Origin of the sequence: Pollutimonas nitritireducens, assembly GCF_002849615.1 — a bacterium.
Taxonomy (GTDB): domain Bacteria; phylum Pseudomonadota; class Gammaproteobacteria; order Burkholderiales; family Burkholderiaceae_B; genus Pollutimonas; species Pollutimonas nitritireducens.
This window is the reverse complement of the sequence record NZ_PDNV01000004.1, coordinates 198,799-211,666: the sequence shown is the minus strand read 5'-3', so window position 1 is coordinate 211,666 and position 12,868 is coordinate 198,799. Positions and strand designations below refer to the sequence as shown.

Genomic DNA, 12,868 nt, shown 5'->3' with positions numbered 1-12,868 from the left:
GCAGCCTCCCAGGATTCATGCGATTACTGGATATGAATATCGGCGTCCTTAACGACTTTATTCCACTTCTTCAACTCGTACGCAAGCAGGTTGTCCAGGTCATGAGGCGTGCCGCCCAATGTAGCCGCTCCCATTCCGGCCAGCTTCTGTTTGATTTCCGGATCTTGCAGGATTTCGTTTAGCGCTTTGTTCGTACGCTCGATGATGTCGGCCGGCGTGCCTTTCGGCGCGAGGAGGGCGAACCAGGTTGCGGACAACAATTCCGGATGGCCTTGCTCTTCCATGGTTGGTACGTCGGGCAAGGTGCTGGAACGCTCGGTTGCCATGATGCCCAGCGCCTTGACGTTGCCGGCCTTGACGTGGCCCACGATACCTGGGACAAGCTGGAACATCGATTGGATCTCGCCTGAAATCAGATTTGTCGTAGCCTGGCCCGGTGCACTGTACGGCACGTGTACCATGTTGGTGCTGGTCGCCGCCATATAGAGCTCGCCGGCCAGGTGCATGGAGCTTCCGTTGCCCGTCGAGCCGAAATTCACGACTCCGGGGTGTTTCTTGACGTAATCGGTGAACTCCGCAAGATTGTTGACCGGCAGCTCCTTGCTCACAACCAGGATGTTGGGTACGTGAGCGATAAGGCCAATGGCATCAAAACTTTTCTGAGGATCGAAAGGCAGTTTCTTGTATAGGCTTGGGCTGACCGCCAATGTTCCGGCCCACGAGAACAGGAGCCGCGTACCGTCGTTGGGGGCTTCGGCGGCAATCCCGGCGCCGATATTGCCATTGGCACCAGGATGGTTTTCGACGATGAAGTTGCCTTTGAGCTTTTGGCTTAGCTGATCGGCAATGAGACGGGCAATGGTGTCGCCTGTTCCGCCCCCGCCCGGACTCGGAACAATGATCTGGACTGGTTTATTGACGGGCGGCCAGTCGGCGGACAGGGCAGGGGTGGAGAATGTGGCGGTCAGCGCAATGACGCCGGCCAAACCTGCAAAAATTCTGCGCATGATGTAATCCGAAGAGTTGCGAAAATATTCAGCGATATTGATCGACGTTAAGGACCAATGCTCACTTTAATATAAGAAGCCCTAATTTATCATGCCAATGAGCTATATAAAGTGCGTCGTTTATATGCTCATGAAATGTGCATATATGGATTTGCTATGACGTCGCACCCTGGCGGGCTGCAAATGCTTTTTTAAAGAAGGATATGTCCGTGAAGTACTTTACTCCTGAAATCATTATGATCCTTTGGGTTGTTGGCGCCGCTTTACTGGGTTTCATCGTGGCTGTCTTGATTGCGCAGCCTCGATCGCGTACCGCTCGCGACGCATTGGCGCGGGCGCAAGAAGAAATTGCGCACCTCGACCGTCAACTGGCAAGCAGCGACTCGACGATAGTGGGCCTGCGTGAGCGCCTTGAGGACACCAGAACCGATGTCGCCATGAAAGATGTGGAACTGGATGCTCTGCGCCAGCGCCTGGTCAGATTAAGCAACGAGTTGACGGAATTGCAGGCGGTGCATTCGGAGAGACTGGCCAGCTTCCAGGAAATGAAGGCATCGTTCGAGACGTCGAAAGTCCAGTTGAAAACAGAGTTTCAGAATCTCGCCAATGAAATCCTCGAAGAAAAAGGCAGAACATTCGCAGAGAACAGTCAAAATTCGCTCGATGTCATGCTCAGGCCGTTTCGTGACCAGATCGATGGCTTCCAGAAGCGTGTAAACCAAGTCCATGACGAGACTCTGCGTGGCAATGTCTCGCTGGGTTCCGAAATAAAGCGTGTGCTGGAAGTGGGCCTGAAAATCAGTTCGGAAGCCAATACCCTGGCCAGCGCATTGAAGGGCGACAAGAAGACCACAGGCAATTGGGGAGAAGTGCAGTTGGAACGCACACTCCAGTTGGCCGGGCTCGTGCCCGGCGATCATTATCAGGCGCAGGCCCACTTCAAGGACGACCTGGGCAATAACCGTCACCCGGATTTCGTCATCAAGCTGCCCGACCTCAAGCACATGGTGATAGACAGCAAAGTTTCGCTGGTCGACTATGAACGCGCGATTTCGGCGTCCAGCGAGGCCGAGATCCAAGCCGCACTCGATGCGCATGTCAAAGCGGTACGCAACCACATCGACGATCTGAGCAAGAAAGACTACAGCAATCTGGTCGGCATGCGCAGCCCAAGTTTTGTGCTGATGTTCATGCCCATAGAGCCTGCGTACATTGAGGCCATGAAGCACAACAGAGACCTTTTCGATTATGGCTATCGCCATAATGTGATCATGGTCTCGCACACCACACTGATGCCCATACTGAAAACGGTTGCGAACCTCTGGATGGTTGCACGAAGCAATGAACAAGCCCATGAACTGAGCGCCCGCGCCGGCGAGATCTATAACCAGGTCGTCGTGGTCGCGGAACGCTTGAAGAAACTGGGTACCAACCTTGATACCGTGAGCAGGCAGTACAACGAAACCGTGAAGGCGGTGGCTGGACAACAGGGACTATATGGCAAGACCTCGCGCTTCAACGAACTGTCTTCCAAGGCGAACAAAACCATGCCGGTTCTGGAACCACTGCATGCCGATTTCGAAAACGAGAGGCTGGAGCTTATCGGTGCCGCGGGCGCAGTGGATACGATCGAGACACGGCAGGCCGATCAGGATGCCGTCACCGATTGACTTTTATTGGACGATACGCCGGTTCACAATGACGAGGTTACGTTACGCAAAAACAATGGTTTCGGTTTTCCGCAGTCGATATACTCAGTACTTCTTTCGCATCTGGGTGATACAGCAATGCCGGAATCTTTTACGACACGACCTGAGCTGCGGGGCACTTTTGGGATGGTCTCGTCCACGCACTGGCTGGCATCGCAGGTGGCGATGGGCGTCTTGGAGCGTGGTGGGAATGCGTTTGACGCCGCGGTTGCAGGCGGTTTCATGCTTCAGCTTGTCGAGCCGCACCTGAACGGTCCGGGCGGCGAGGTGCCCATCTTGATTTGGAGCGAAAAGGAACGCCGCATGCGCGTGATCTGCGGCCAAGGGCCGGCCCCTGTGCTGGCCACACCTGCCTACTTCCGCGCCAAAGGACTCGATCTCGTGCCTGGTACGGGCCTGCTTCCTGCAACGGTGCCTGGTGCTTTCGGAGCCTGGCTGGCAATGCTGCGCGATTATGGCACGTGGGAGCTCGAGGACGTACTGGCGCCTGCGATCCAGTACGCGAACAGTGGATTCCCCTTGGTACCCCGCATTGTGCAGGCCATCATTGCCGTAGAGACCTTGTTTCGACAGGAGTGGAAGAGTTCCGCGGAGGTGTGGTTACCTGGCGGCCGTGTTCCATCGTTGGATGGACTTTTTCGAAATCCCGCCCTGGCCTCGACCTATACGCGCATCGTGCAGGATGCGAGCGCGACGGGCATCGACCGGGAATCAAGGATAGACGCGGCGCTGGACCTTTGGTACCGCGGTTTCGTCGCGCAGGCGATCGATGATTTCTACACGAATGAATCGCTGCGCGACTGCACGGGTGACCAGCACACCGGTCTGCTTCGTCTTTCGGATATGGCCGGTTGGAAGGCAAGCTACGAAGAGCCGATATTTACAGAATTCGGCCGCTACACGGTTGCAAAATGCGGACCCTGGTCGCAGGGTCCTGTCTTCCTGCAGCAACTGGCTATGCTGCGGCACATGGACATTGCGACGTACGCGGCCGATTCAGCCGAGTTCCTGCATCGCACTGCCGAAGTGGCCAAACTTGCAATGGCGGACCGCCTGGCCTGGTATGGCGATCCCGATCATGTCGACGTCCCGATATCCACCTTGTTGTCGGATGAATATGCCCTTGAACGGATAAAAGCAATCGGTGCGCAAGCGTCCACATCGATCAACCCGGGGCATCCGCTGGGGCGCACACCCGTCATGCCTGACCTGCAAGCGGCCGAACGTGCGTTGGCCGGCTTCGATGGCCGCTACGGCGTCGGCGAACCGACTTTTGCCGCCTTGCCGCCAGTCAGTACCTGGGCGGAGCGCGAAATATTCGTCGGCGATACTTGTCATTTGGACGTTATCGACCGACACGGAAACATGGTGGCCGCGACGCCATCCGGAGGCTGGCTGTCTTCCAGTCCGGTCGTGCCGGGCCTGGGCTTTTCCATCAGCACACGCTTGCAAATGACGTGGCTGGATGAAGGTACGCCGGGCTATCTTCAGCCGGGGAAACGTCCCAATACGACACTTTCTCCCGGCATGGCGTTGCGTGACGGCGAACCCTACATGGCTTTTGGTACGCCCGGCGGCGATCAGCAGGATCAGTGGACGGTGTCGTTCTTCCTTCGCCATTGCGCTTTGGGCATGAATCTGCAGGAAGCCATTGACGCTCCATCCTCGCATATAGAGCATTATCCGGCTTCCTTCTGGCCCCGGACGGTCAAAACGAATCGCTTGGTCGTCGAGTCGCGTTTTCCAGCTGAAGCATTGCAACGGCTGCGTGCTGCAGGTCATGATGTGGTGGTGGGAGGGGCATGGTCCGAAGGCCGGATCAGCGCATGCACCCGCGAACCGGCGCAGGGCGGCGGGCTGCTTCTACGCGCTGGTGCGAATCCTCGAGGAATGCAGGGCTATGCGGTGGGCCGTTGATTTCCGACGTCGCAGTCTATTTCAGATCCTGATTCATCCGGTCTTTCTCAAAAAAGGTGTGCAAAATGCTTGATTCCTTACGCAAATTCTTCTTTGTCGGGCTGGTTTTGCTGGGTGCTGTCCCGACAGCCTATGCCGCCTGGCCGGAAAAACCCATCACGCTAGTGGTTCCATGGGCTGCGGGCGGCTCCACGGATATTCTCGCTCGCCTTCTCTCCGAACAGCTTTCGAAAGTGCTGGGCCAGCCTTTGGTCGTCGAGAATCGGTCCGGTGCTTCGGGCAATATAGGGTCCAGCCTGGTGGCCAAGGCCAAGCCGGATGGCTATACGCTTCTGGTAGGTTCCATGAGCACACACACCATGAACCAGGCGCTGTACAGCGACATGCCGTTCGACGGAGTGAAGGACTTCACTCCTATCGCGAAAGTCGCGCTTGTCACCAATACGATGGTCGTCAACCCGTCCATTCCTGCCAATAATGTGGCGGAGTTCATTGCGTACGCAAAAACCCGGCCGGGTCAGATTGCCTACGCCTCGGCAGGAGCCGGATCCACCAACCATCTCAGTGCCGCCATGTTTGAAAAGGCCGCCGGTATCGAGATGCTGCATATTCCCTATCGCGGCGGCGCTCCTGCCGTCGTGGACACCGTGGGCGACCAGACCAAGCTGCTGTTTACGGCCGGTACGCAGTCGCTTCCTTTCGTCAAGGACGGCAAGCTGAAGCTGATGGCAGTGACCGAGGCCCAGCGCTCGCCCATGTTGCCTGATGTACCGACTGTCGCAGAGACGCTGCCCGGCTATGAGCTCGCAGTGTGGTATGGCGTCTTTGGCCCGGCGGGCATGCAACCGGAACTCGTGGCCCGCTTGAATGCCGAAATAAATAAAGCACTGAAAAGACCGGAGGTTATTCAGAAAATGGAGGCAATGGCGGTCCAGGTTCTGGAAAGCACTCCCGAGCAGTTCGCGGCCGATCTTGCGCTCGACGCCGAGAAATACAGCAAGATCGTACGCGATCTCGGCATCAAGATTGAGTAGTGCAATCCATGCCATTCGACGATCTGAAACTATTCGAGGGCCTGGATGCCGTCGCGCGAGCGGCACGTAGCAGGGAGCCTCAAGAGCTGTTCGCTGCCGTCGATCAGTATGCTTGCCAGTTTCTGCAGCATAGCCTGTGCACCGTGAACCGCTACGATCCCGCCACCCAGCGCGTCATGCGGCTCTATAGTTCCAATCCCACTGCCTATCCTGTGGGCGGCAGCAAGGAAAAGGCGGGCACCGATTGGGCAAGGCAGGTACTGATCGAGCAGCGCATGTTCGTGGGGGAGGACGAGGCCAGCATCAGGCTATCGTTCGACGATTTTGAGGCCATCCGGGCACTGGGTCTGCAGTCGGTGATCAATGTGCCGGTTGTGGCGCGCGACATTTGCCTGGGTACCATCAACTTCCTGATGCAGCATCCTGGCATACATGCGGCCCAGATCCAGGGCGCGCGGTTGGCGGCGTTATTGGCGACACCCGGATTCATGACCGTACCCACGCCTGAAGATGGTCGGAGCAGCTCGTGAACGCATGCGCCCGGACGAGCAAGTGATGAAACTCGTTTATGCTTGTTGTCTTTCTGTTTGACGCTCGCCTGACCTCCATGACCGACATTTCCCTTGCTCACATCCCCATCGATAATCCATTTCTCGAGCGACTCGGCATCCAGCTTGCCCAGTGGTCTCCCGGATATGCCGAGATGCGCCTGGACACTTCCGCCGACCTTGGCAACCGCACAGGCCGTATTCATGGCGGTGTAATTTGTACCTTGCTTGATTCAGTATGCGGATATTGCGGACTTTATTCCGCCCCGGGCGACCCCGTATTGCGCAGCCTGACACTCTCGCTCACCACGAATTTCGTCAGCAGCGGCGAGGGCACCACGCTGGTGGCGAAAGGCTACATCGTGCGCAAGGGGCGTAGCGTCTTTTTTGCGCGAGCCGAGGTGTGGCTTGATGATATCGAACTGCTGGCAACGGCTGTCGGGACATTCAAATACGTGGGCGCCTGATTTTCCATCTCGTTCAAGGGTAATCCCTAGGATTCTGTTGCTCAGAACACTGGCCAACAAGGGTAGGATGTCTTTTTTATCCGTGGCCGTGGTTTTGCCGCTGCCCAAGGGTAAACGACTGCCGGTCCCGAGCGCGTTCGGGCCACCCCTAAAAGTCCATCAGGAGAAGAAAATGGGTTCGTTTTTTACCGTCTCTTTCAGCAAGCGGCTGGCGTTGACCACCAGTGCCGCCGCCATATTTGCAGCGCTCGCAGCGCCACTGCCAGCGGCAGCCCAGCAAAAGTTCGTCAGTATCGGTACCGGTGGCGTTACGGGTGTCTACTACGCTGCAGGGGGCGCAATCTGCAGACTGGTCAATAAAGACCGTAAGGAACACGGTACTCGTTGCTCCGTGGAGTCCACGGGTGGCTCGGTGTTCAACATCAATACCATCAAGGCCGGTGAGCTTGACCTCGGTGTGGTGCAGTCCGATGTCGGCTATAACGCATACAAAGGAGAAGGGCAGTTCAAGGAAGCCGGTGGCTTCCAGAAACTGCGTTCGGTGTTTTCGATTCACCCCGAGCCGTTCACAGTCGTGGCCCGAAAAGACGCCAACATCAAATCGTTCGATGATTTCAAGGGCAAGCGCTTCAATGTCGGTAATCCTGGTTCCGGTACCCGCGCTTCGATGGAGCAATTCCTCAAGGCAAAAGGGGTGGACCTGAGCTTCTTTTCGCTGGCGTCGGAATTGCGTCCGGATGAGCATGGTCCGGCCTTGTGCGACGGCAAGATCGACGGCTTCCTGTATGGCGTGGGTCATCCATCCGCCAACATCCAGGACCCGACCACCACTTGTGGCGCGCAATTGGTATCCTTGACCGGTCCAGTGGTCGACAAACTGGTTGCCGACTTCCCATACTATGCCAAGGTGACAATTCCCGCGGGCCTGTACCCCAACAATCCCCAGGAAACGAGCACATACGGTGTGCTGGCCACCTTCGTTACATCCGCAGACGTACCTGAAGAAACCGTCTACCTGGTGGTGAAAGCCGTGTTCGAAAATTTCGAAGATTTCAAGAAGCTCCATCCGGCGCTTGCGAACCTCGAAGCCAAGGACATGGCAAAGAACGGCCTGTCAGCCCCGCTGCATCCTGGTGCCGAGAAGTACTTCAAGGAAAAAGGCCTGCTGTAAGGTTCAGGGCGCGAATTTAATAACAGGTAGAAAGGGCGCCCATATGGGCGCCCTTATGGCTATACCTCACGGAAAAATGCATGACTAGCACAGTGACCAACCACCCCGATCATACAAATGCGAAGCTCGAGCAACTGGTTGCCGACGTTGATCGAGGCGGCCGTACGGTAGGCGGAATAACAGGTGCCGTCATTTTTTCGGGCGCTGTCCTGTGGTCGCTATTTCAGCTTTGGTACGCCTCGCCGCTGCCCTTTACGTTCAATTTCGGCATCCTCAACGATACCGAGGCGCGCGCCTTGCACCTGGGCATTGCCATGTTCCTGGGCTACCTTGCTTACCCTGCGCGTAAAAGCTCACCCCGCGACCGGATGCCTTGGTACGACTGGGTTCTTGCGCTGGTTGCCGGGTTTTGCGGCGCCTATCTGTTTTTGTTCTACAAAGAGCTCTCGACGAGACCCGGCATTCCCACGGCCATGGACATTAGCGTGGCCGCCGTCGGGCTTGTGTTGCTGCTCGAGGTAACCCGCCGTGCGCTCGGCGCACCCATGGCGGTGCTTGGCGCCATATTCATTCTTTATGTCTTCCTGGGCCCATGGTTGCCCGATGCCTTGTCGCACCGTGGCGCTTCACTCGAGCGTATGGTGTCCCATATGTGGCTGACAACCGAAGGCGTTTATGGGGTGGCCCTGGGCGTATCGGTTTCGTATATCTTCATTTTCGTCCTGTTGGGGTCCCTGCTGGATCGTTGCGGGGCCGGCAACTATATGATGCAGGTTTCTTTTGCCATGTTGGGCCACTTGCGCGGCGGGCCGGCAAAGGTCGCCGTGGTGTCATCGGCCGTCAACGGGCTTGTATCCGCATCCTCGGTCGCCAACGTGGTGACGGGCGGCATTTTCACCATTCCTCTCATGAAGAAGGCAGGCTACGGTGGTATTCGCGCGGGCGCGATCGAAACCGCATCGTCGGTGAATGGGCAGATCATGCCTCCGGTAATGGGCGCTGCCGCTTTCCTGATGATCGAGTACGTCGGCATTCCGTATACCGATATCATCCGCCACGCCTTGTTGCCGGCAAGTATTTCCTACATTGCCTTGTTCTACATTGTCCATCTGGAAGCGCTGCAGCTCGGTATCCAGCCCATGATGTCGGCCGGCAAGCCGCGTACTCTGCTTCAAAAGCTGGCAGGCTGGGGGATGGGCATTGCGGGGACTTTCATCGTGATGGGCCTGATCTACTGGATAGGCGTAGGCGTGCAGGCGGTGGCCGGCGCCGCTGCCATGTGGATCCTGACCAGCTTGCTCGTCGGCTTATACCTTTGGCTATTGCGTATCGCCGCCAGCCATCCCGACCTTCCCACTGAAATCAATATCACCAGTCCGACGCGACCCGAGACGTGGCCGACGGTGCGTTCGGGCTTGCACTTTCTGATACCTATCGGCATTCTGGTCTGGTGTCTGTCGGTAGAGCAGTTATCGGCGGGCCTGTCGGCGTTCTGGGCGGTCGTGGCCATGGTGGTGCAGATGCTGACGCAACGGCCGTTGGTGGCTTGGTTCCGCAAACAGGCTGTTGCCCCAGCTATAAGTGTCGGGGTACACGACACCGTACATGGCTTGCAGGACGGTGCACGAAATATGATCGGTATCGCCATTGCCTGCGGGACGGCCGGGCTTATCGTGGGTGCAATCACGCTGACTGGCCTGGGCTTGCGCATGACGGCATTCGTCGAAATGGTCTCGATGGGCAATGTATTGATCATGCTTGTCTTTACCGCAGCGGTATGCCTGGTGTTGGGCCTGGGCATGCCGACTACTGCGAACTATATCCTGATGGCAAGCCTGATGGCGCCCGTGGTGGTCGAACTGGGAGCGCAAAGCGGTATTGTCATCCCCTTGATCGCCGTGCATATGTTCGTGTTTTATTACGGAATCATGGCCGACATTACACCGCCGGTAGGGCTGGCCACTTTTGCTGCTGCGGCCATATCGGGTGAAGATCCGATCAAGACGGGCATCCAGGGCGTCAAGTACGCCATGCGCACGGCAGTATTGCCTTTCATGTTCGTCTTCAACCCATTGCTGCTGCTGATCGATGTCGAGGGGTGGGGCGAACTCATACTGGTTGTGGGCGGCGCCACTTTGGCGTCGCTCACTTTTGCTGCTGCCACCATCAGATGGATGCGTGTCAAGTGTACGTGGATGGAAGTGGTCCTGTTGCTGCTCGTCACGTTCATGCTGTTCCGGCCCGACTGGTTCATGAATCATCTTTCGGCCAAATATCAAACCCGGCCGGCGGCCGAATTGCTTCAAATCGCCGCCGCCATGCCGGACAAGGGGCGGCTGGTGGTGGTGCTCGAGGGCATGACGCTGGAGGGCGACGATCTGCAAAAAACAGTCGCGGTGCCTCTAGCGGCTTTACCCGAGGGCAGTACCGCCCAGGGCGATACCGCTGGAATGCAAAGGCTGACTGTCGCCGGACTGACCGTCATGCTCATGGGCGACCAGGCACAGATTGCGGCGGTACGATTCGGCAGTCAGGCCCGCCGTGCCGGCTGGGAGCAAGGCTGGAACATTACTGAGATCAAGGTTCCCAACCCGTCCAGGCCTTCTGAATTCTGGTTCTATATACCGGCTTTCCTTATTCTGGCGCTCGTTTGGTTCTTGCAGGGTCGCAGGTCGCGAGCGGATCGCACGCTCCTTCCGGATGCCGCCTAGGAAAATCTTTTATTGGAACTTCCATGCCCGTTTCTTTCCTTGACCATGTGCAGCAGAAGACCCAGCAGTTGCGTGCCGACGGCTTTTACAAAACCGAACGCATCCTGGCGAGTCCGCAATCGGCTGAGGTGCAACTTGCGGACGGGCCCCGGGTTCTGAATTTCTGCGCCAACAACTACCTGGGCCTGGCCGACGACGAACGTCTTGTCGAGGCCGCCAAACGGGGGCTGGATGTTGCCGGTTTCGGGTTGGCGTCGGTGCGGTTCATTTGCGGCACCCAGACCGGTCACAAGCAGCTGGAGGATGCTCTGGCCGGTTTTCTTGGAATGGGTGACGCAATACTGTATTCGAGTTGCTTCGATGCCAATGGCGGGCTGTTCGAAGTGTTGCTGGATGAAAACGATGCCGTCATCAGCGACGCCCTGAACCATGCGAGCATCATCGACGGCGTGCGTTTGTGCAGGGCAAAGCGTTATCGCTATGCCAATAACGATATGGCTGAACTGCGTGCGCAGCTGCAAGCGGCCGATGCGGCAGGCGCTCGTCATAAGCTCATTGCGACAGACGGCGTATTTTCCATGGATGGAGTCATCGCCGACCTGAAATCCATCTGCGACCTGGCCGACGAGTTCGGTGCGCAGGTCATGGTCGACGATTCGCATGCCGTGGGGTTCATAGGCGAGCATGGCCGGGGCACACCAGAGTATTGCGGCGTCGAGGGTCGTGTGCATATCCTGACCGGCACCCTGGGCAAGGCGCTGGGCGGCGCCTCGGGCGGCTATGTTGCCGCGCATCCGTCGGTGGTCGAGCTATTGCGACAGCGCTCGCGCCCCTACTTGTTCTCGAACACGCTCGCGCCGGCCATCGTGGCAGCATCATTGTGCGTCTTGACGCTGCTGCAGAGTGATGAAGGACATGCTTTGCGTCGCCGCATCCAAGACAACGGTCAGCGATTTCGTTCGGCACTGTCGGCTTGCGGGTTCGACCTAGTGCCTGGCAAGCATCCAATCATTCCCGTAATGCTGGGTGACGCCGCTCTGGCGGGGCGAATGGCCGATGAACTCCTGCAGGAGGGGGTGTATGTCGTCGGATTCTCGTATCCGGTCGTGCCCAAGGGCCGCGCGCGCATACGTACGCAGATGAGCGCCGCCCATACCGTGGAACAGATCGACATGGCGGTGGCCGCGTTCGAGCGTGTCGGCCGTCGGTTAGGTGTTGTGGCGTGACGGAAAATTCCTGAAATAATCAGTCTTCACGCCTATCTGGAGCACACTATGCGAGCCCTCGCTAAACTGGAACCGGCTGTCGGTTTGACGCTGACCGACGTCCAACGGCCTGTCGTTGGACACAACGATGTATTGATAAAAATACGCAAGACGGCGATTTGCGGTACCGATATCCACATCTGGAAATGGGACGACTGGGCAAGCAAGACCATACCGGTTCCCATGCATGTCGGTCATGAATACGTGGGCGAAATCGTCGAGATCGGACAGGAGGTCCAGGGCTTCACGATCGGTGACCGGGTATCGGGCGAAGGGCACATTACTTGCGGCTTCTGCCGCAATTGCCGCGCCGGCAGGCGGCACTTGTGCCGCAATACGTCGGGGGTCGGCGTCGATAGGCCGGGAGCATTTGCCGACTATTTGGCCATTCCGGCATTCAATGCGTTCAAGATACCGGACGATGTCTCCGACGAACTCGCTGCCATTTTTGATCCTTTTGGCAATGCGACGCATACGGCCCTGGCCTTCAATCTGGTGGGCGAGGACGTGCTTATCACCGGCGCGGGACCTATCGGCGCCATGGCTGCTGCCATTGCCCGCCACGTCGGTGCCCGCAATGTGGTCATTACCGATGTCAACGATTATCGGCTCGATCTTGCCCGCAGGATGGGCGCTACGCGCACGGTAAACGTCGCGAGGGAATCTCTGCCCGAGGTCATGGCCGAGCTGCACATGGCGGAAGGCTTCGACGTCGGCATGGAGATGTCCGGCGTGCCCAGCGCCTTCAGTTCCATGCTGGATCAAATGAATCACGGGGGCAAGATAGCAATGCTGGGCATCCTGCCCGCCGGGTTCGGGATTGACTGGAATAAAGTCATCTTCAAGGGTCTGGAAATCAAGGGCATATATGGCCGGGAAATGTTTGAAACCTGGTACAAGATGGTGGCCATGCTGCAAAGCGGGCTTGATTTGTCGCCCATCATTACGCATCGCTTTGTCGCCAGCGATTACCGTGCCGGGTTCGAGGCCATGCTTTCGGGTCAAAGCGGCAAGGTAATCCTTGATTGGGTGGCGTAGA

10 protein-coding genes are annotated in these 12,868 nt (G+C 57.5%); 9 read left to right on the top strand and 1 reads right to left on the bottom strand.

What is annotated here, in order from left to right; translation table 11 throughout:
• Positions 1-23 precede the first annotated feature (23 nt).
• Positions 24-1,007 (bottom strand): Bug family tripartite tricarboxylate transporter substrate binding protein, encoded by a 984-nt coding sequence (locus tag CR155_RS07290; RefSeq protein ID WP_102069335.1) that lies wholly within the window; start codon positions 1,005-1,007, stop codon positions 24-26.
• Positions 1,008-1,216: 209 nt separating this feature from the next.
• On the opposite strand from CR155_RS07290, the gene CR155_RS07285 reads away from it, so the two are divergent.
• The 9 genes from CR155_RS07285 to tdh all read left to right on the top strand — a co-directional run bounded on the left by CR155_RS07285 (position 1,217) and on the right by tdh (position 12,867).
• Positions 1,217-2,677 (top strand): DNA recombination protein RmuC, encoded by a 1,461-nt coding sequence (locus tag CR155_RS07285; protein WP_233213996.1) that lies wholly within the window; start codon positions 1,217-1,219, stop codon positions 2,675-2,677.
• 117 nt (positions 2,678-2,794) lie between these two features.
• Entirely contained in the window at positions 2,795-4,633 is a 1,839-nt protein-coding gene (locus tag CR155_RS07280) for a gamma-glutamyltransferase family protein (RefSeq protein ID WP_102069476.1), read from the top strand.
• 65 nt (positions 4,634-4,698) lie between these two features.
• Positions 4,699-5,667: a Bug family tripartite tricarboxylate transporter substrate binding protein gene (locus CR155_RS07275; RefSeq protein ID WP_102069333.1), complete on the top strand. Its 969-nt coding sequence runs from the start codon at positions 4,699-4,701 to the stop codon at positions 5,665-5,667.
• Between the two features lie 8 nt (positions 5,668-5,675).
• Positions 5,676-6,197, top strand: a complete 522-nt coding sequence (locus tag CR155_RS07270) for a GAF domain-containing protein (RefSeq protein ID WP_102069332.1) — start codon at positions 5,676-5,678, stop codon at positions 6,195-6,197.
• 38 nt (positions 6,198-6,235) lie between these two features.
• Positions 6,236-6,682 carry a PaaI family thioesterase gene (locus CR155_RS07265; RefSeq protein WP_233213993.1) on the top strand — a complete coding sequence of 149 codons (447 nt, stop codon included), beginning with the start codon at positions 6,236-6,238 and terminating at the stop codon, positions 6,680-6,682.
• Between the two features lie 172 nt (positions 6,683-6,854).
• Positions 6,855-7,853: a TAXI family TRAP transporter solute-binding subunit gene (locus CR155_RS07260; RefSeq protein ID WP_102069331.1), complete on the top strand. Its 999-nt coding sequence runs from the start codon at positions 6,855-6,857 to the stop codon at positions 7,851-7,853.
• 80 nt (positions 7,854-7,933) lie between these two features.
• Positions 7,934-10,564 (top strand): TRAP transporter permease, encoded by a 2,631-nt coding sequence (locus tag CR155_RS07255; protein ID WP_102069330.1) that lies wholly within the window; start codon positions 7,934-7,936, stop codon positions 10,562-10,564.
• A gap of 23 nt (positions 10,565-10,587) precedes the next feature.
• The gene (locus CR155_RS07250; protein ID WP_102069329.1) at positions 10,588-11,790 is read left to right on the top strand and encodes a glycine C-acetyltransferase; all 1,203 of its coding nucleotides are present in this window, start codon (positions 10,588-10,590) and stop codon (positions 11,788-11,790) included.
• A gap of 48 nt (positions 11,791-11,838) precedes the next feature.
• The gene (gene tdh, locus CR155_RS07245) at positions 11,839-12,867 is read left to right on the top strand and encodes an L-threonine 3-dehydrogenase (protein ID WP_102069328.1); all 1,029 of its coding nucleotides are present in this window, start codon (positions 11,839-11,841) and stop codon (positions 12,865-12,867) included.
• Position 12,868: the final 1 nt, after the last annotated feature.